The 18732-nt window shown below is 73.1% G+C and carries 18 protein-coding genes and 2 pseudogenes; 7 read left to right on the forward strand and 13 right to left on the reverse strand.

All coding sequences use genetic code 11. The annotated features are described in order from the left end of the window. The first annotated feature begins 185 nt into the window (after positions 1 to 185). Positions 186 to 1445 carry a DUF6801 domain-containing protein gene (locus tag L1857_RS24640; RefSeq protein WP_094008428.1) on the forward strand — a complete coding sequence of 420 codons (1260 nt, stop codon included), beginning with the start codon at positions 186 to 188 and terminating at the stop codon, positions 1443 to 1445. Between the two features lie 60 nt (positions 1446 to 1505). Here the strand turns inward: L1857_RS24640 and L1857_RS24645 are convergent, their stop codons facing one another. From L1857_RS24645 to L1857_RS24655, 3 genes are all read right to left on the reverse strand, one after another. Beyond that, on the reverse strand, positions 1506 to 2441 hold the full coding sequence (locus L1857_RS24645) for an esterase/lipase family protein (RefSeq protein WP_094008427.1): 936 nt from the start codon (positions 2439 to 2441) through the stop codon (positions 1506 to 1508). A gap of 123 nt (positions 2442 to 2564) precedes the next feature. Beyond that, a complete protein-coding gene (locus L1857_RS24650) occupies positions 2565 to 3560 on the reverse strand; it encodes an LLM class flavin-dependent oxidoreductase (RefSeq protein ID WP_094008426.1) in 996 nt (331 codons plus the stop codon). A gap of 10 nt (positions 3561 to 3570) precedes the next feature. Further along, positions 3571 to 5061 carry a carboxylesterase/lipase family protein gene (locus L1857_RS24655; RefSeq protein WP_249466414.1) on the reverse strand — a complete coding sequence of 497 codons (1491 nt, stop codon included), beginning with the start codon at positions 5059 to 5061 and terminating at the stop codon, positions 3571 to 3573. Between the two features lie 136 nt (positions 5062 to 5197). Between L1857_RS24655 and L1857_RS24660 the strand changes: the two genes are divergently transcribed. After that, complete coding sequence (locus tag L1857_RS24660; RefSeq protein ID WP_094008424.1) at positions 5198 to 5395, forward strand: PspC domain-containing protein; 198 nt, start codon at positions 5198 to 5200, stop codon at positions 5393 to 5395. A 51-nt stretch (positions 5396 to 5446) separates the two neighbouring features. Continuing rightward, entirely contained in the window at positions 5447 to 5737 is a 291-nt protein-coding gene (locus L1857_RS24665; protein ID WP_198958368.1) for a hypothetical protein, read from the forward strand. A 147-nt stretch (positions 5738 to 5884) separates the two neighbouring features. Here L1857_RS24665 and L1857_RS24670 read toward each other — a convergent pair whose 3' ends face one another. Further along, the gene (locus L1857_RS24670) at positions 5885 to 7114 is read right to left on the reverse strand and encodes a hypothetical protein (protein ID WP_094008422.1); all 1230 of its coding nucleotides are present in this window, start codon (positions 7112 to 7114) and stop codon (positions 5885 to 5887) included. Continuing rightward, positions 7111 to 7461: a cupredoxin domain-containing protein gene (locus L1857_RS24675; protein ID WP_094008421.1), complete on the reverse strand. Its 351-nt coding sequence runs from the start codon at positions 7459 to 7461 to the stop codon at positions 7111 to 7113. The genes L1857_RS24670 and L1857_RS24675 overlap by 4 nt, the downstream gene beginning before the upstream one ends. Before the next feature lie 119 nt (positions 7462 to 7580). Between L1857_RS24675 and L1857_RS24680 the strand changes: the two genes are divergently transcribed. Continuing rightward, positions 7581 to 9428, forward strand: a complete 1848-nt coding sequence (locus L1857_RS24680) for a hypothetical protein (protein WP_116113800.1) — start codon at positions 7581 to 7583, stop codon at positions 9426 to 9428. A gap of 45 nt (positions 9429 to 9473) precedes the next feature. On the opposite strand, the gene L1857_RS24685 is transcribed toward L1857_RS24680, so the two are convergent. Genes L1857_RS24685 through L1857_RS24695 form a run of 3 tightly spaced genes read right to left on the reverse strand, consistent with a single transcriptional unit; the run spans position 9474 to position 11653 of the window. Next, on the reverse strand, positions 9474 to 10688 hold the full coding sequence (locus L1857_RS24685) for an RNA polymerase sigma factor (RefSeq protein ID WP_094008419.1): 1215 nt from the start codon (positions 10686 to 10688) through the stop codon (positions 9474 to 9476). Then, positions 10685 to 11008: a YciI family protein gene (locus L1857_RS24690; RefSeq protein ID WP_094008418.1), complete on the reverse strand. Its 324-nt coding sequence runs from the start codon at positions 11006 to 11008 to the stop codon at positions 10685 to 10687. Before L1857_RS24690 ends, L1857_RS24685 begins: the two co-directional genes overlap by 4 nt. Before the next feature lie 54 nt (positions 11009 to 11062). After that, a complete protein-coding gene (locus L1857_RS24695) occupies positions 11063 to 11653 on the reverse strand; it encodes a phosphoribosylanthranilate isomerase (protein ID WP_249466417.1) in 591 nt (196 codons plus the stop codon). Between the two features lie 39 nt (positions 11654 to 11692). On the opposite strand from L1857_RS24695, the gene L1857_RS24700 reads away from it, so the two are divergent. Genes L1857_RS24700 through L1857_RS24710 form a run of 3 tightly spaced genes read left to right on the forward strand, consistent with a single transcriptional unit; the run spans position 11693 to position 13420 of the window. After that, the gene (locus L1857_RS24700) at positions 11693 to 12262 is read left to right on the forward strand and encodes a hypothetical protein (RefSeq protein ID WP_205413380.1); all 570 of its coding nucleotides are present in this window, start codon (positions 11693 to 11695) and stop codon (positions 12260 to 12262) included. Beyond that, positions 12249 to 12683 carry a class I SAM-dependent methyltransferase gene (locus L1857_RS24705; protein ID WP_205413379.1) on the forward strand — a complete coding sequence of 145 codons (435 nt, stop codon included), beginning with the start codon at positions 12249 to 12251 and terminating at the stop codon, positions 12681 to 12683. The genes L1857_RS24700 and L1857_RS24705 overlap by 14 nt, the downstream gene beginning before the upstream one ends. Then, positions 12680 to 13420, forward strand: a complete 741-nt coding sequence (locus tag L1857_RS24710; RefSeq protein WP_116113795.1) for an ANTAR domain-containing response regulator — start codon at positions 12680 to 12682, stop codon at positions 13418 to 13420. The genes L1857_RS24705 and L1857_RS24710 overlap by 4 nt, the downstream gene beginning before the upstream one ends. A 40-nt stretch (positions 13421 to 13460) precedes the next feature. Here L1857_RS24710 and L1857_RS24715 read toward each other — a convergent pair whose 3' ends face one another. The 5 genes and pseudogenes from L1857_RS24715 to L1857_RS24735 all read right to left on the reverse strand — a co-directional run bounded on the left by L1857_RS24715 (position 13461) and on the right by L1857_RS24735 (position 18685). Continuing rightward, on the reverse strand, positions 13461 to 13712 hold the full coding sequence (locus L1857_RS24715) for a hypothetical protein (RefSeq protein ID WP_094008413.1): 252 nt from the start codon (positions 13710 to 13712) through the stop codon (positions 13461 to 13463). Between the two features lie 812 nt (positions 13713 to 14524). Continuing rightward, positions 14525 to 14689 (reverse strand): annotated as a pseudogene (locus L1857_RS24720) (DUF2188 domain-containing protein); the annotation flags it as partial. A 57-nt stretch (positions 14690 to 14746) separates the two neighbouring features. Continuing rightward, a pseudogene (locus L1857_RS24725) lies at positions 14747 to 15568 on the reverse strand (manganese catalase); the annotation flags it as partial. A 66-nt stretch (positions 15569 to 15634) separates the two neighbouring features. Further along, the gene (locus tag L1857_RS24730; RefSeq protein ID WP_249466420.1) at positions 15635 to 17671 is read right to left on the reverse strand and encodes a S9 family peptidase; all 2037 of its coding nucleotides are present in this window, start codon (positions 17669 to 17671) and stop codon (positions 15635 to 15637) included. A gap of 45 nt (positions 17672 to 17716) precedes the next feature. Continuing rightward, on the reverse strand, positions 17717 to 18685 hold the full coding sequence (locus L1857_RS24735) for a helix-turn-helix transcriptional regulator (RefSeq protein ID WP_249466423.1): 969 nt from the start codon (positions 18683 to 18685) through the stop codon (positions 17717 to 17719). Positions 18686 to 18732 lie beyond the last annotated feature (47 nt).

The following is an 18732-nucleotide window of genomic DNA, read 5'->3' on the forward strand; positions in this document are numbered from 1 at the left end:
TGACAAGTTCCTTGGCCCCCAAGGACAATCCGCGCGGACGTATTGCCAATGCGGACGCCGCGAAACTACTTTACCCATCGGTAGCAACCAATTCCGATGACCTCGCGGCGGTTTTCCTTGCTGTCGCGTGGTTTTTCGTATCACTGCCGATACCCCGGAGGATAGGTGTGCGAACGAGAACCAGAATGAGAAGGATGGTCGCGGCGGCCGCGTCCGCGACCGTCGCGACCGGCGCGGCGCTGACGGCCGTGCTGGCCGGCTCCGGGACCAGTGCGGCCGAACCGGTCTCGCTGACCCTGCAGTACAGCTGCCCGTTCCCGCTGATCGGTACCCAGACGCTGCAGATCGTGATCAGCGCGGACATCCCCACGACCGTGAACGTCGGCGAACCCACGCCGGCCTTCCAGGTCAAGGCGGTGGCGACCGTGCCGCCGACCGCGACGCAGGGCCTGACGCTGGTCGGGGCGGCCACGGTCGAGGGCACCGCCAAGGCGAGCTCGACGGTCACCGCGCCGGAGGCCACCATCCCGGTGACCGTGCCGGCGACGATCCCGGTGACCCCGGTGCCTGCGTCGGGTTCGTTCGACACGGTGGCCACCGGTGACGCGCCGTCCCTGACCTTCACCCAGGCCGGGCAGGCGACGATCACCGTCGGCGACATCCTGCTGACCCTGCACCCGAAGCGCGCCGACGGCACCGACACCGGCCTGGGCGTCTTCGACTCGCAGTGCACGCAGGTGGCGGGCCAGAACAACGTGCTGGCCGACATCACGATCAACGGCGGCACGACGACCACCGAACCGACGACGACGGAACCGACCACCACGGAGCCGACCACCACCGAGCCGACGACCACCGAACCCACGACGACCGAACCGACCACCACCGAGCCCACCACCACCGAGCCGACGACCACCACGAGCAACCCGCCGACCGGGATCGACTACGGCTACGCCCTGGCAGGCGACTCGGTGATCAAGAAGCTCGGGGCCACGGTGCCGCTGTCCGGCGGCATCGACGCGAACCTCGACCTGGCGACCGGGAACTTCACGGCCGACCTGTCGCTGGAACCGACGCAGCTGAAGGCCACGCTGTTCCGCTTCATCCCGATCACCGCGAAGGTGGCCTTCGCGCAGGAGGGCAAGACGACCGGGACGCTGTCCGGCGGTGTGCTGAACTCCACCAGCCACACCACCATCAAGCTGCCCAGCGTCAAGGTCTTCGGCTTCCCGATCAGCAAGTCGCCGAAGTGCCAGACCGCGGAGCCGTCGGAGATCAACCTGACCTCCGGCCCCGGGTTCGACCCGCTGGCCGGCGGTGACCTCAGCGGCACCTACGACATCGCGCCGCTGCAGAACTGCGGTCCGCTGACCGGGCTGATCAGCCCGCTGGCGGCCGGCCCCGGCAACACCATCGACGTGACCCTGTCCCCGAAGGAGTCCTGATCCCTGACGGAACGGGCCCGTTCCCTCCCGACCGGGGGAACGGGCCCGTTTTCGCCGTGTTCAGAACACCGGCAGGTGCGGCACGCAGGGCGGCTCCGGCGCCGCCGGGTCCAGCCCCTGCTTCACGTACCCGATGGCGCGCGGCGAGTAGCTCATCGACAGGTGGTCGGACAGGTCGATCTCGCACCCGTCCTGCAGCGTCACGTTCCGGACGGCCTCCCCGGTGAGGAAGGTCGACTCGTACGGGGTGGTGACCTCGTCGTAGCGGGTGGCGATCACCAGGTACCGCACGCCGGGCACGGTGTCGCCGCCCGCGTTCAGGTCGGTGAGGAACTCCGAGCCCCGCACCTGCTGCCCGGCGGCCTTGCCCAGCAGCACGTCGGTGTAGGGCAGCAGGCCCAGTTCCCCGGCCAGCGTGGCGATCCCGCTCAGCGTGGTGCCGTGGTGCGTCGCGCCGAGCGTGACCAGCGTGTGCACCTTGGCCGCGCCACCGTGACGCAGGTATTCGCGGGGCATCAGGCCGCCCTGCGAGTGGCCGACGACGTCCACCTCGGACGTGCCGGTCGCGGCGAGCACCCGGTCGACGAACGCGGCCAGCTCCTGCGCCGAACGGCGGATGTCGCCGGTGCCCTTGAACGCCGGGTTGAGGCCGAACACGCTGGTCGGGTCCTCGCCGTAGTTGAGGGCGAAAACGCAGTAGCCGTCCCGCTTCAGCGACGGTGACAGGCGGGCGAAGTTGTCGTAGCGGTTCTCCCACGTGCCGTGCACCAGGACGACCGCGCGCGGGTGGTCCGCACCCGGGCGGCAGGTCCAGTCGTTCGCGCCGGGCGGGGTGGCGTTCGGGTCGACGAACTGGGAATAGGCGAACGCGGCGGGGAAATCGGGGGCTTCGGGCGCGGTGGCCGCCTGCGCCGGGGGCGCCGCCAGCACCGCGCCGGTCACCGTGGTCAGTGCCGCGAGGATTGCGGACAGGGCACGTCTTCTCCGGTTGCTCATCGTCGAACCTCCGTTTTCGGGGACCGGTCCGGCGATGCTAGATCCGCTCCGGGCCGCCGGAGGGCGGCCCGGTTTTTCTTGTCACGCGGGTGATCGTGGCGGGACGGCGTTTGCGCATCCGGCTCAGCGCAGCAGCGGCAGGACCTCCGCGCCGAGGCGGGTCACGTTCGCCAGCACCCGCTCGCGGTCCCCGGCGCCCTCGACGAGCAGGATGGTGTGCCGGATACCCGTCCGCTCCGCCGCCGCGGCGAGCCGGCCGGCGCACTCGCGCGGGCTGCCGACCGGGTGCAGCCGGCACAGCAGGTCGGTGTACTCCGCGGCGTCGCGCGGGCGGTACGGGCGGCCGTCCATCGGCACGTATCCCGCCAGCCCGTCGCGCAGCCAGCCCGGCATCGCCGCGCGCAGCTCCCGCACCGCGCTCGCCCGGGAGTCCGACACGTGCGCCAGCACCGCGGACACGTGCGGCGCGGACGGGTCCTGCCCGGCCTCGGCCGCCGCCTTCGCGTAGCAGGCCACCATCGCGGCCTTCTCCTCGTCACCGATGTGCATGCCCAGCAGCATCGGCAACCCGCGCGCGGCGGCCAGCTCCACGGTCGCCCGGGACGTGCACGCGACCGTCACCGGCGGCAGCGACACCGGCCGCGGCACCACCGGCACCTCGCGGAAGGCGAAGAACTCCCCCGACGCGGCCACCCGCCCGGAAAGCGCTTGCACGAGCACGTCGAGTCCCTCGGCGAACCCGCGCTCGTACCGGCCGAGCCCGGTGCCGAACACCTCGAGATCCACCCACGGCCCGCCGCGCCCCACGCCGAGCCGGAACCGCCCGCCGGACATCCGGTCCAGCATCGCGGCCTGCTCGGCCAGCGCGACCGGGTGCGCCGTGGACAGCACGCTCACCGCCGTGCCCACGGTGATCCGGCGCGTCCGGCCCAGCGCGTGCGCGGCGAACGCGACCGCCGACGGGCAGACCCCGTAGGACATGAAGTGGTGCTCGGCAACCCACGCGTCGTCGAACCCGGCCGCCTCGGCGCACTCGACCACGTCCAGCGAGCGCGCCAGCGCCTCCCCGTCGTCCTGTCCCGGAAACCGCCCGGCGAGGACGAAAACCCCGAACCGCATGGCGGCGAACCTAGCGGTCCCGCCAGAACGCGCAGTGGTGCGCCGCGGCGAAGTCCCCGATCGTGCGAGCGCCGCCCGGCACGAGCGCGCGCACCTGCTCGTGCGCCGGGTCGTAGCGCGGCCAGTCCGGGCCGGGCGCGCCGGTGCGCACGAAGGACGCCCAGTCCCCGACCATTTCCGCGGACAGCCGCCGCTGCCCGTCGTCCAACGACTCGCCGTCGCCGAACAGGTAGGACAGCTCCAGGCTGTGCGCGGCGCCGAGCGGGAACGGCGCGCGCGACAGGGAGTCCGGCACCGGGGCGCGGGCATCACCGAACTCGTAGGCGTACACCGGGCCGGTCCGCGACAGCGAGCCGGCCATGTCCCGGAGCGGGCAGGCGAACGCGACGTCGGTGAGCGCCGCCGCGAGCGCGCGCGGAGCCGACCCGGCGTAGGCCCGGAGCGGGTACTCGGCGGCCACGGCCGCGGCGTCCGGGCCGAACACCCGCGCCAGCGCCGCCGGGTAGTCCGCGGCGGTGACCGTCTTCCCGGTCGCCGCGTGCTGCTGGGCCAGGAACAGGGTGAACTCGTCCCGCGTCACGCCGACGAGCACCGGCACCCGGGCGGCGGCGCCGGCGCGCATCGCGTCGACGGAGTTGGCGGGCAGCACGGCCCCGCCGGTCACCGGGCCCACGACGGCGACCCCGGCGAGGTCGAAGTACCGCGGCACGGTCTGCAGGCGGGACGGCGGCAGGGCCCGCAGGCAGGCGGCGGCCGTGGCCGGCTCGGCGCAGCCGAGCCCGGCCGCGTACTCGGTGCTCGCCTTCTCCGCGACCGGCGCGCTCGCCTGCGCCTGACACGGTCCGCTTTGGACGATCGCGGCGCGGAACAGCCCGGCCGAGGCCGGGGAGACCAGGTGGTCGCACACCGACATCGCCCCGGCGGACTCGCCGGCGAGCGTGACCCGCGCCGGGTCCCCGCCGAACGCGGCGATGTTGTCCCGCACCCACCGCAGCGCGGCCTGCTGGTCGAGCAGCCCGAAGTTGCCCGCGCCGCCGTCGTGCGCGAGCGCCGGGTGCGCGAGCCAGCCGAGCGCGCCGAGCCGGTAGTTGATGGTCACCACGACCAGCCCGCGCGCGGCCAGGTCCCGCGCGTCGTAGGAGTCGCCGTGGCCGCCGAGGAACGACCCGCCGTGGATCCAGACCAGCACCGGGAGCCCCTCGGCCGCCGCGGGCGTGGTCACGTTGAGGAACAGGCAGTCCTCGCTGCCGGCGTCCCCGGGCTGGGGGCACCGCGCGCCCGGCGCGGTCGCGTCCCGCACACCGCTCCACACCGGAGCGGGCGCGGGCGGCCGCCAGCGGGCCGCGGTGGCGTACGGGATGCCTTCGAACACCCGGTGGCCGTCGGTCACCGTGCCGCGGATCTTCCCGGCGGGCGGCGACACGACGTCCGGTGGCGCGGCCGGCGCGGGCGCCGCGCACGCCACCAGGACGACGACGAGGAGCAGGAGCAGGCGCGTCACGGTCGGGCGGTCACCGGTCTCGTCGTCACCGGCGCAGCCTAGCCGGTGCCGGTGCCCGCCTCCGGGGGCTGGCCCCAGGGTCGATTCGGGGGTTTCCACCGATGCGCGCCGCGCCGCGCGGGGGCATGGTGGAGACATGACGACGACAACGACGACACTGACCAGGTCCCGGCACGACCGCGTGATCGCCGGGGTGTGCGCCGGCCTGGCCCACCGCCTCGGCTGGAAGCCGCGCACGATGCGCCTGCTGTTCGTGCTGTCCTGCCTGCTGCCGGGACCGCAGTTCCTGCTCTACCTGGCGCTGTGGGTGTTCATCCCGAAGGAGAAACGCTGACCGAAATCACCCGATCGGGTTTGATTTTCGCGAAGCGGGTTACTCCTTCGCATGGCCAGAACGGGTATCTACCGTGGACGCGGCACCGCCGCCAGGGTGGTCACCGGGATCGGGGCGTTGTTCGCGCTCGTCGAGGCGATCTACATCGTCCTGGTCCTGGCCGGCGCCAACACGGCGAACGCCTTCTACCGGTTCATCGATTCGATCGCCCAGCCGCTCGCGTTGTTCTTCCCGGGGCTCTTCCCGATCGCGAACACGCAGCTCAACGTGCTGGTCAACTACGGTCTGGCGGCGGTCTTCTGGCTCGTCGTCACCGGCCTCATCGCGCGCCTGCTCCGCTGACGGCGCGTCGTCCTCGCCGGGCTCCTCCGGTGGCGGAGCCTGGCGGCGGGCGACGACGATCAGCACCACGATGATCGCGATCGGGCCGGCGATGATGAGCGTCTCGTCCCACCCGCCCTGGTGGGCCAGGATCATCCGCTCCCGCATTCACGCTCCCGAGACCAGGGCGATGCCCACCGCCGTGTAGAGGACCATCACGGCGAGCATCGGGTACTGCCCCACCTTCGCATAGCCGCCCCGCAGCACGCCGAGCGCGCGGTCGTGCGCCGCGGTCACCGCCAGGACGTGCCCGGCCACGATCCCGGCGATCTGCACGAACGCGATCGCCGCGGCGGAGACCACGGTGTAGTCCACCGCGCCGCCGAACCCGCGCTGCCCCTCGAACACCGCGAACGAGAAGTAGTGCGCGACGGTGTAGCCGGCCATGATCGGCACCAGCGACGGCGCGAACGCGTCGTAGGCGCCGGTGACCGCGCGCCGCAGGTACGGCCGGGTCAGGTGGATGGCGCTCGCGTAAGCCAGCGCGGTGAGCGCGATCGCCGCCGCCAGACCGGCCGTGCCCAGCAGGACCCGGTCGCCGTCGCGGGTCGCCTCGCTCCAGAACGGCAGCCGGGTCAGCCCGTCGAACGCCGTCGAGCCGAGCACGACGAGCACGAACGGGGTCAGGCCGCGCTCGCGCTCCAGGGTGCGCAGGCCGTCGAGCGGGTTGCGCAGCACCAGCCGGCCGTCCGCCCGGCGCCCCCACGGGGACAGCGCGGCGATCAGCGCCGAGTAGACCTCGAACCCGTCGCCGCGGTCGAACCAGCGCGGCCCGAACACCGCGCCCGCCACGACGTGCACGACGGCGTAGGCGGTGACGAACACCGCGATCGCGCGCGGCGAGTCCGAATGCGGGTATACCAGTTCCAGCCACAGGAAGGCGACCAGGCCCGCGATCGCCGGGAAGAACCCCCACCGCGGCACCGGACGACGGCCGGGGAACAACGCGGTGAGTGTCCGCAGTGGATTGACCAGCCGCCAGACCGGCCCGCACAGCACCGAAAGCGGCACGAGCCCGACCCAGAACCACACGTAGAACCAGGCAGCGGCCGGGTTGTCCGCCGAGTCGTCCGGGCCGGTCCACGCGAACACCAGGAACAGCGCGAAGAGCGCCAGCCCGGCTAAGCGCAGCGCGATCCGCGTCGCACGGGCGTCGGCGATCCGTTCGAGCGCCCTGGCCCAGGCGAGCCCGGCCTCGGCGCCGCGCAGTTTCGGCTGCTTCCACAGTGCGGTGAGCGCGAAGAACGACACCAGCACCGCGGCCGCGCCGGCGTAGAGCGCGAGCCACAGCGGGACCGGCAGGTCGGACCGCCCGCCGAGACCGTGGGCGAGGATCACGCGCTCACCCGGAGTTCGGTCAGCGCGGCCCCGCTGTGGTGCAGCTCGACCTCGAACACGCCGGGGATGTCCGCGGTGAAGGTGACCGCGGCCGGCTGCCCGGCCACCACGTCGGCCGTGCGGTCGTAGCCGTGGACGTGCAGCTCGTCCGGCGCGTCGGTGGTCACCTCGATGGTCACCGTCCGGCCGGCCGCGACCTCGACGCGGTCCGGCCCGGACGTGCGCTTGCCGCCGGTCACGACGAACTTCGCCACCTCCGGCCCGGCACCGGCCTGCTGCGGCGCCGTGCTCCCGCACCCGGTCACCACCAGCATCGTTGCCAGCGCCGCCACGACGAACCTGCGCATTCCCCGTCCTTCCTCCGCCCGGCTTGCCCGTTGCGTCCGGGAACCCGTAAAGTGTGTGACCAACGGTAACAGTTACTTCGGGTAGCACGCATGCCCGGCTTCATCGAGGAAGGTCCACCGTGCTCGTCGCCCAGGAGTCCAGCCCACCCGCGGGCGGGGCCGCGCTCGGCCAGATCGTCATCGCGGGCCTGATGTTCTTCGTGATCTTCCTGCCGCTCGCCGTGTTCGTCATCCGGGAGCGCGCGGGCCGCACGACGGTCGTCGGCAGGCTCGCCGACTGGTCGGCCGGGCTGAGCGGGCTGCCCCGGTGGGCGGCGCTGCCGATGTTCGTCGCGTTCGTGTCCGGCATGGCCGCGCTGATCGGCGTCTACTGGGACGTGCCGATCCACATGGAACTCGGCCGCGACGAGGGGCCGCTGGCCAACCCGTCGCACTACCCGATCTACTTCGGACTGATGGGCATCTTCGCCAGCGGCGTGCTCAGCGCCGCGCTGGCGAAGGGGAAGCTGCCGGTGCGCACGTTCCCGATCGGGCCGCACTGGCGCGCGCCGATGGGCAGCATCCAGATGATGGCGACCGGCCTGGTCGGCATCGCCGGGTTCCCGCTGGACGACGTGTGGCACCGGCTGTTCGGCCAGGACGTCACCGAGTGGGGCCCGACGCACGTGCTGATGATCGGCGGCGGTGTCGGGGTGGTGATCGGGCTGCAGCTGCTGCTGGTCGAGGCGCGGCAGGTCGGCGCGCGCGGGCCGGTGGTGCGGCTGCTCGGGCCGCTGCTCGCGGGTGCGTGGCTGATGGGCGCGTCGGCGTTCCTGATGGAGTTCGACCTCGGGGTGCCTCAGTTCCCGATGCTCGCCCAGGTGGTGCTGGTGGGGCTGATCGGCAGCTGGACCCTGGTCTACGGGCGGCTCGCGGGCGGTCCCGGCGGCGCGCTGCTGGTGGTGGCCGTGGTGCTGGTCACGCGGGCGGTGTTCGCGGTGCTGCCGCTGGTCAACGACCTGCACGTGGCGCTGCTGCTGCCGTACGCGGCCGAGGCCGTGGTGATCGAGCTGGTGGCGATCCTGCTGCGCGGGCGGCGCGGGTACGCGTTCGCCGTGGTGGCCGGGCTGGCCGCCGGGGTGCTCGGGATGTCCGGCGAGTGGGCGTTCTCGCAGTGGCTGATGCCCGACCCGTGGCCGCTGTCCCACCTCGACACGTTCGTGCTGTGGGGGGCGGCCGCGTCGGTGGCCGGGGCGCTGATCGGGGTGTGGCAGTACCAGCGGGTCGAGGCGGTGGCGGCGCGGCGGGCATCGGACCCGGCGCCGTCGGGCGCGCCCGCGGTGCGCTTCCGGACGCGGCACCTGGGCGGGCTCGTGGGGGCGCTCGGGGCGGTGGCGCTGTGCGCGGCGGTCATCCCGCCGGCCGATCCGCCCGCCGACCTGGTGGCGGACATCCAGCTCACGGACACCGGCCAGAGCCTGCCGATCTCGAACCCGCACGGTGGCGGGCAGCCGCGGTGGGTGACCGCGACGGTGACGATCAACCGGGCGGACCTGGTGTCGGATCCGGTGTGGCTCAACGGTTTCTCGTGGCAGGGCGGGGATTTCTACAGCGCGCCGCTGGAGCGGACGGCGGAGGGCACGTACCGGACGACACAGCCGCTGCCGGTGTTCGGGCAGTGGAAGACCAGCATCCGCGTGCACTACGGGAACCGGGTGATGGCGATCGCGCCGATCTACGCGCCCGCCGACCCGGCCGCGAACGCCGGCGAGATCACCGCGACGTCCGGGCCGCGCCCTTTCATGTCGGAGATCAAGTTCCTGCAGCGCGAACGCAAGACCGACACGCCGCTCGTGCTGTGGACCGTGGCGTACGTCCTGGTGGGCCTCGTGTTCGGCGGCATGTGGGTGCTGTTCGCCTGGCTGTACACCTCCGCCGCGGGCGGCGCGCCGTCCCCGTCGCGGCGGGTGAGGGTCAGCAGCAGGTGACGCCGCGGCCGGCCGGTGCCTTCCGGGGGCGCACCGGCCGGCCCGTCACCCCACCTCTGCCAGCCTTCGCGTCAGGAAGCGGCGCTCCGCGTCCGTCGTGACCAGCCGCAACGCCTCGCGGTACTCCGCCGCCGCCTCCGTGTGGCGTCCCAGGCGGCGCAGGAACTCGGCTCGCGTGGCGGGCAGCAGGTGGTAGCCCGGCAGATCCACACCGGACAGGATCCGCAGCCCCTCGGCGGGCCCGGCGGCCATCCCCACGGCCACCGCGCGGTTCAGCTCCACCACCGGCGACCGGGTCATCTCGGCCAGCCTGCCGTACAGCGCGGCGATCTGCGGCCAGTCCGTGTCCGCGGCCCGCGCCGCCGTCCCGTGGCATGCGGCGATCGCCGCCTGCACCTGGTACGGCCCCGGCGCCCCGCGCCGCAGCGCGCCGTCCAGCAGCGCCACGCCCTCGTCGATCTCGGCGCGGTCCCACCGGCCGCGGTCCTGGTCCGCCAGCAGCACGAGGTCACCGTGCTCGTCCACCCGCGCGTCCCGGCGCGCGTCCTGCAGCAGCATCAGCGCCAGCAGCCCGGTGGCCTCCGGCTCGTCCGGCATCAGCTCGTGCAGCACGCGCGCCAGCCGGATCGCCTCCGCCGACAACTCGCGGCGCAGCAGGTCCGCGCCGGCCGTGGCCGCATAGCCCTCGTTGAACAACAGGTACAGCACCGCCAGCACGGCCGGGGTCCGCTCCGGCAGCAGGTGCGCCGGCGGCACCCGGTACGGGATGCCGGCGTGCCGGATCTTCTGCTTCGCGCGCACCAGCCGTTTCTTCAACGCGGGCTCGGCGATCAGCAGGGCCCGCGCGATCTCGGCCGGGGTCAGCCCGGCCAGCGTGCGCAACGTCAGCGCCACCTGCGCGTCGAGCGACAACGCCGGGTGGCAGCAGGTGAACATCAGGCGCAAGCGGTCGTCGGGCACGCCGCTGTCGTCGGATTCGGGTTCGGGAACAGGCATCGCCGCGACCTCCCGCAGCTTGGCCGCCCCGACCGCGTCCCGGCGCAGCCGGTCGAGCGCGCGGTTGCGGGCGGCGGTGGTGAGCCAGGCCCCGGGCCGGCGCGGCACGCCGTCCCGGGACCACGACCCGACGGCCTGGGCGAACGCGTCCTGGGCGCACTCCTCGGCGAGGTCCCAGTCGCCGGTGAGCCGGATCAGGGTCGCGACCACCTGGCCCCACTCGTCCCGGAAGGCCCGGACGAGCGCGGTGTGGACGTCGGTCACGGCTGCCAGATCGGCCGGACCTCGATCGACCCGTAGGTCGCGGCCGGGTGCTTCGACGCGATCTCGATCGCCTCGTCCAGGTCGGCGCACTCGATCAGGCAGAACCCGCCGACCTGCTCGCGGGTCTCGGCGAACGGGCCGTCGGACAGCAGCACCTCGTCCGACCGCACCCGCACGGTGGTCGCCTCGTGCGGGGGCCGCAGCCCGGCCCCGCCGCGCAGGACGCCCCGCCCGGCCATCTCCTCGCCCCAGTCGCCACAGCCGTCCTCGGCGTGCTCGGCGGCCTCCGGGCCACCGCAGATCAACAGCATGTACTGCATCGCGTCCTCCTCGCCGGTCCGTGTTCTCACCACACCGACGAACGGGATCCGCGGTCAGGGACGCGCGGCGGCGAGGAATTCCCGGATCAGCCCATGATCCTTCGTGCCGCGCGTGGATTCCACTCCGCTGGACACGTCAACGCCCCACGGGCGCACCGTCTCGATCGCCTCCGCCACGTTGTCCGGGCGCAGCCCGCCCGCCAGCAGCCACCGCCCGGTCTGGCCGCGCAGCTCCGACCAGCCCCACTGCTCCCCCGACCCGGCCCGCGGCGAGTCGAGGATCAGCATCTCCTCGCCGAACGCCCCGACCGCCACCCGCTCGCCCGCCGTCGACGTGGCCCGCACCAGCGGCACCCCCAGGTCGGCGAGCGCGGCGAAGTCCTCCGCCGCGTAGCCGGCGCCGTGCAGCTGGACCGCGCCCAGGCCGGTCTTGACCGCGACGTCCCGGACCTCGGCGACGGGCATCCCGAGGAACACCCCCACGCTGAGGACCTCCGGGGGCACGGCGGCCACCAGGCGCGTGGCCTCGTCCACGCTGACCTGCCGGGGACTGGGGGCCAGGACGAACCCGACCGCGTCGGCCCCGGCCGTCACCGCGCAGTCCACGTCGGCCTCGGTGCGCAGGCCGCAGATCTTCACGAACACCCCACCAGGGTAGGCGCCGCGGCTGTCTAGACTGCGGCGATGTCCTTGATCGGTGCGCCGTTGCGGAGGCTGGCCAGGCGATACGTGGTGTCGCGCCGGACCCACGACGACCTCCTGGCCCGGTGCGCCGCCGCGGAAGCCGAACGCGACCGGCTCGCCGCCACCTACCGGACCTGGGTGCCGCCGGGCCACTTCTACTCGCCGCACCCGGACCCCGCGCAGGTCCGCGCCCGCGCCGCGACGCTGTTCGACACCGGATCCGATCCCGCCGGCCTCGACCTGCGCGAGGACGACCAGCTCGCCCTGCTGCCCGTGCTCACGGAGCTGCTGAAGGACCACCCGTTCCCCGAGGACCGGTCGCCGGAGTACCGGTACTTCTTCGGCAATCCCGAGTACTCCTGGTCCGACGCGCTGGTCCTGCACGCGATGCTGCGGCACCTGCGCCCGCGGCGGCTGGTGGAGATCGGGTCCGGCTACTCGTCGGCGATGACGCTGGACACCGTCGAGCACTGGCTGGACGGCGCGGTCGAGCTGACCTTCGTCGAGCCCTACCCGGACCTGGTGCGTTCGCTGCTGCGCCCCGGACGAACAGCGCGTGACGATCCGTGAGCAGCCGGTGCAGGACGTCCCGATGGAGACGTTCCTCGCCCTGGAGGCCGGTGACGTGCTGTTCATCGACTCCACCCACGTGGTCAAGGCGGGCTCCGATGTCAACCACCTCTTCTTCGAGGTGCTGCCCCGCCTCGCCGACGGGGTGTGGATCCACGTGCACGACGTGTTCTTCCCCTTCGAGTACCCGCTCGACTGGGTGACCGAGGGCCGCGCCTGGCAGGAGGTCTACCTGCTGCGCGCGTTCCTGGCCTGCAACTCGCGCTTCGAGGTGCGCTGGTTCCAGCAGTACCTGTGGGCCCGCCGTCGGGAGCTGCTCACGGCGGGGATCCCGGACATGGCACGCAACCCGGGCGGGAACATCTGGCTGCGCACGACGCCCGGTTACGCCGCCGCGGCCCCGGGTACCCGCCGGCCATGACCGACGGCCGCGCAGATCCGCTCGCCCGCCTCGACCACGTGGCGGCCGCGCTGGAGGATCTGCGCGGACAGGCGGCGAGCCAGCCGCTGGAGGACATCGCGAAGGGCATCGCCGAAAGCGCCGTGGCGACCCTGCCCGACGCCGACGCCGCGACGATCACCGCCATCGCCGAGGACGGTCACCTGTACACGCTGGCGGCCACCGACGAGGTGGTCATCGGCATCGACGAGTGCCAGTACCGGACCCGCCGCGGCCCGTGCGTCGAGGCCGCAACCCAGCGACGCCCGGTGCGCGCCATCGTCGGCGAGCACGAGGTGGAGTGGCCGGAGTTCACCGCGGCGGCGAAGGCGGCCGGCATCAACACCTACCTGTCCGTGCCGGTGCTGCTGCCCGGCGAGCCCGGCGGCGAGGACGAGGTGGTGGGCGGGCTCGACATGTACAGCTTCACCGCCCGCGCCTTCGACGACTACGACGAGCAGGTGATGCGCCTGTTCACCACCGCCGCGTGCGAGGCGTTCACCAACGCCCGCCGCTGGGCGGCCACGCAGCGCAAGATCGCCCAGCTGGAGACGGCCCTGACCTCGCGCGCCGAGATCGACCAGGCCAAGGGCGTGCTGATGGCGATCCACGGGTGCAGCGCGGACGAGGCGTTCACCCGGCTGGTCGAGGAATCGCAGCGGACGAACACCAAGCTCGCCCTGGTGGCCCGCAAGCTGCTGGAATCGCTACAGCGCTGAGGCGTGCCACGGGTGACTTCCCGTGGCACGCCTCGCCCGATCAGCCGATCGGCAGCTTGCCGGTCACCGGGCGCAGCGGGTTGCCGCCGGTGACCGGGGACAGCGCGCTCTGCTTGCCCGTGACGGCGCTGAGCACGCTGGGGGTGCCGGCCTTGCCCATCAGGCCGTTGACCGTCATGCCGACGGCCTTGAGCTGCGGCGTGGAGACTCCGGCGGAGGCGGCGCCCGCCCCGGTCAGAACCGCCGAGGCGGCCGCGAGACCGACGACACCAGCACGAAGTGTGCGCGACACTGAGTTTCCCCTTCATCGGAAAATGGTTCTTCGAACGAGACGAGAAAACTAGCGATCCGGCGCACGCGGCGCACGGCTGCTGACACTCGACCGAGTGGTTCTGGAGTGAATTACAGTCGATGGTGGCGGCCCGGCTTGCGGAATCGCCGCGCGGTAGCGCGGCAGCACCTTCATCGGCCAGAGAAGCATGCCCGGAACTCGCGAAGGCCCACCCGGCCGCGGACCGAGGCTTCCCGCCGTGCGCGACCGCCCTGCGATACCGCGGGAATCGCGGCAGCCCCGCCTTCACCGGCCCGAGAACCGTCCCCCCAACTCGCCCACCCGAGCGTCGACCGAGCCCGCCCGCCTCGTGCGACCGCCACGGGATACCACGGAATCGCGGCAGCCCCGCCTTCGCCAGCCCGAGAACCGTCCCCGCAACTCGCCCACCCCAGCGTCGACCGAGCCCGCCCGCTGGGCGGAACCGCCAAGCGATGCCCATGGAAAAATTGCGGCACCCGCCTTCATCAACCGGAGAGGCGTCCCGCAACTCGCGAGCCGCCCATCCGGCCCTCCACCGTGGCGGCGCGGCTCGCGGGATCGCCGCCCGGTTCCGCGGATATTGCAGCACCGCAGCCTTCACCAAACCGGACAAACCTCCCCGCGACTTGCGAGCCGCTGCCCGGGGCGCCGACCGCAGCTGCTCGGCTCGCGCCCGCGCGGTACCGCGGAAATCGCGGGCCGCCTTCCCTGGCCGAGAAGTCTCCGCGGACTCGTGAGCTGTCCTTCGCGCGTGGAATACGCTTGCTCGGTGCCGTGGCGCGCGGAACGGGTCAGCGGCCGTAGTCGTGGCGTTCCGCGATCTCGCCGTCCTTGCGGCGGACGACGTGCGTGGCGCCGCGCTTGCGGGCCAGTTCGCGGCCCTCGGCCTGGGCCTCGGCCTTGGTGTCGCCGGTGCTGGAGGCCCGGCTGTTGCCCACCACCTGGTTCTTCCACCGGCCGTCCGCGTAGAAGGTCTCGACGTCGCCGTCCGCGAGATCCGCCTCGCCGTCCGGCCCGTGCGCCGAGCCGTTACCGGCGTAGGTCGCGTAGAGCTGTGGGTCGGGTTTGGGGGCGCTGCCGGGGCCGCCGAGGGGTTTGGGGTCCATGAGGTAGTCGATGCGGTCCTCTCCGGTGGACCAGGAGCCTTTGTTGCCGTCGGGGCCGTCGGAGAGGTGCCAGATGGTGTTGTTGTGGGTCTGGTCTTCTTCGTCGAGCAGGGCGTTGGGGGCGATGTCGCTTTCCAGGCCGTCGGCTTGGAGTTCTTCGATGGCGCGCAGCCACTGCTTCTGGTGCACGGTGTCGCGGGCCAGGTTGAACTTCAGCATCTCCTTCACGCCCGGGTCGTCGGTCATGTTGTACAGCCGCGCGGTCTGCAACCGGCCCTGCGCCTCCGCGGCGGCGTTGGCCCGGAAGTCGGCCAGCAGGTTGCCGGAGGCCACGATGTACTTGCCGTTCCACGGCGTGCCGTTGGAATCCGCCGGCATGGCGCCCCCGCCGGCGACGATGGCCTGCTGCGGGTCCATCCCGCCCAGCACCGCGGCCATCACCGGATCCTTGGCGGCTTCGGCGGTGGCGGTGGCGGGGGCGCCTTCCAGCAGCCGGGCGACCATGGTGGCCAGCATCTCCACGTGACCGATCTCCTCGGTCGCGGTGTCCATGATCAGATCCTTGTACTTGCCCTCGATGCGGCAGTTCCAGCCCTGGAACAGGTACTGCATCGTCACCGTCATCTCACCGTAGGCACCACCGATCAGCTCCTGCAGCTTCCGCGCGTAGTACGGGTCCGGACGCTCCGGCTTCGCCTCGAACTGCAGGGCCTTGGTGTGACGGAACACGGGGTCCTCCCTCGCCGGTGATGATGTTGGCGAGGGAGGCTTTCCCGCTCCGGCCGCGTTTAACCGTCAGCCCAGCAGCTCCGGGCGCTGCCAGTCCTTGCCCAGCACGTGCTGGGCGAGGAACGCGAACACCGTGGCGTACCAGAGCTTCGCGTGGTGCGGGGTCAGGATCCAGTGGTTCTCGTCGGGGAAGTACAGGAACTTGTGCGGTGTCGAGCCGTCCTCGGCGGCCGAGCGGGACGCCAGGTCCCACCACAGCCGCAGCCCCTCGCCGATCGGGACGCGGTAGTCCTTGTCGCCGTGGATGACGAGCATCGGCGTGCTGATCTCGTCGGCGAAGCGGTGCGGGGAGTTCGCCTCCGCCATCTCGGGGGTCAGCTCGCGCTGCCAGTAGAAGGTCGCGTCGGTCGTCGGCCCGAACTGGTCGAGCGCCCACAGCGAGGCGTGCGTGACGATCGCCCGGAACCGGTCGGTGTGCCCGGCGACCCAGTTGGCCATGTAGCCGCCGAACGATCCGCCCATCGCGGCCGTGCGGGTTTCGTCGACGGCCGGGTGCCGCTCGGCGGCGTCGGTGGTGGCCATCAGGTCGGTGAACGGCGCCGCGCCCCACGCGCCCCAGCCGCGTTTGATGAACTCGTAGCCGTAGCCGGTGGAGATCGCCGGGTCGGGCAGCAGGACGGCGTAGCCCTGGGCGACGGCGAGCCACGGGTTCCACCGCCACTGCCAGGCGTTCCACGATCCGAGCGGGCCGCCGTGGATCCACAGCAGCAGCGGCGCGGGCGAGTCCGGGCCGGCGTCCCGCGGCAGCGCGAGCCACGCCCGCAGCGGCGTGCCGTCCTCGGCGGTGGCGGTGACCTCGTCGAGCCGGCCGGGAACGTCGGCGTCCAGGCCGAGCGCCTCGGCCGGGCCGGGCAGCGGTTCGATCGCACCGCCGTCGAGGGCGACGCGCACCGGCGCCGGCGGGTGGTCGACGGCGGAGCGCAGCGCGTAGACCCACCGGCCGTCCGGCGAGATCCGCGGATCGGTGTAGGCGCCGTCGTCGGCGGTCAGCCGCGTGACGTCACCGCTGGTGGCGTCGACCCGCCACAGCGGCGAACGGCCCTGGTCGTCCGCCGCGACGACCAGCGCCGAGCCGTCGGGCAGCCACCGCGGCGAGTGCGGCCAGCGGTCCCACTCGCGGGTCAGCGGCCGGATCTCCCCGCCGGTGAGCGGGACGAGGGCGAGCCAGTAGTCGCCCGGGGCGTGCGGGGTCGACCGGCGGTACACGGCGATCGCGACCTGGGTGCCGTCCGGCGAGATCCGGGGCGACTCGTACTCGTGGTCGGCGTCGTCGGCCAGGACGCGCCGCTCGCCGGTGGCCACGTCGATGGCGACGACGGTGGTGCGCTGCGACCCGCGCCCCTCGGGCACCACCCAGGTGGTGACGACGGTGCGGCCGTCGGGCGCGACGTCCCAGGACGCTTCGTCGCCCAGCGCGCGCCCGGCGTGCCCGGTGAGATCCCGCAGCTCGAGGCGGTCCTCCCCCGCCGGCACCCCGTCGGCGACGACCAGCCGGGTGCCGTCGGGGCCCAGGTCGTGGTCCCAGTACCGGATGGGGTACTCCTCGTGCAGGATCGCCGAGACCCCGGCGTCCTTGCGCGCCTTGCGGACCTCGGCGTCATGGTCGGCGCTCGTGGCCGAGGGCATCATCGGCGCCCCGGCCAGCACGGTGCCGGCCTCGGCGGCCACGGTGACGCCGTGGATGCCGCCGGCGGGCGCGGCGACGACCCGGGCGTCCCCGCCGGACGCGGGCTGCAGCCACAACGCGCTCTTCGGGCCGTCCTCGCCCTCGGCCGCGGCGTCCGGCCGGGCCGAGACGAACAGCAGGTCACCGGAGGGGGTGAAGGCGGCGCCGGACTCGCCCTCGGCGCTGCGGGTCAGCCGCCGCGCCGGGCGCTCGCCCGCGGGATCCACCTCCCACAGCGCCGTGGTGTAGCGGTTCTTCTTCAGGTCGGGCGTCGCCACGCCGACGACGAGTCGGCGGCCGTCCGGGGAGAGCACCAGACCCGACAGCCGCGGCAGGCGGACGTAGGCGTCGAGGTCGGCGAAGGCATCGTCGGTCACTTCGCCTTCTTACCACCAAGCACCGACGGTTTTGCGGGTTTTCGATCAGCTGCCGAGCGCGCGGGCCAGCAGGGTCCGGCGGTTGCGCACGGCGGTCTTGGTGAAGATCGACTTCAGGTGGTCCTGGACGGTGTGCTCGGACAGGAACATCCGCCGCGCGAGGTCCCGCGTGTCGCTGCCGTGGGCGAGGTGCCCGAGGAGTTCCCGCTCCCGGGTGCTGAGCCCGGACGCCCGGCCGAACAACGCGACCCGCTCGGCGGGGGCGGACTCCTCGATGGTGACGGCGATGTCCCGGACGATCCCCGCCGCGCGCAGGGTCACCCACCGCCCGTCCGCGAGGTGCACGCGGGCCGCCGGGCGGTGGCCGTCGACGCCGGCCTCGTTGGCGAGCAGTTGCGCGGCCACGTTGTAGGCGCCGGCCGGGACCGGCGCGCGCCCGTCGTCCGGCGGGACGAGCACGCGCAGGTACTCGGCGGTGTCCGGGGTGTGGCCGAGGACGTCCAGTTCCGGGGAGAGCAGCAGCACGACCGGACCCGGCCGCGGCGAGTGGCCGTCCCGCGCGACGAAGGTCTCCGCCTGGGCCCGGCGCAGTTCGGTGGTGACCGGTTCGAGGATCCGGGTGAGCGTCGCGGTTTCCGGGCCGGTGAAGGGGCGGGACCGCCACAGGTCGAGGAAGGCCCAGACGCCGAACCGGTCGGCGAACACGGCGGACGCGACATCGGCGACGCCGTAGCCGTCCAGCATCTCGCGCCACAGCAGGCTCCGGGCGGGGTTGCCGCCGGTGGCCGCGCGAAGGGTCGTCACGGTGCCGGGGCGCAGCGTGGTCCAGCGGTTGGTCGGGGTGAGGTACTTGAGCCGGATCAGGCGGGGCAGCTCCGGCAGGCACGGAACGTCGGCGAGCGGGGCGGTGCCGACGGCGGTCTCCGGGTCGGTGAGCGGCCAGGCGTAGGCGTCGAAGCCGACCTTGCGCCGGATCTCGCCGAGCACGCGCAGCCGCACCGCCCTCGCGTCCACATGGTCGAGTCTAGAACCCCAGGAACCTGGGATGGGCCCGGCGAGGC

The sequence above is a fragment of the Amycolatopsis thermalba genome (assembly GCF_023376025.1).
Taxonomy (GTDB): domain Bacteria; phylum Actinomycetota; class Actinomycetes; order Mycobacteriales; family Pseudonocardiaceae; genus Amycolatopsis_E; species Amycolatopsis_E thermalba.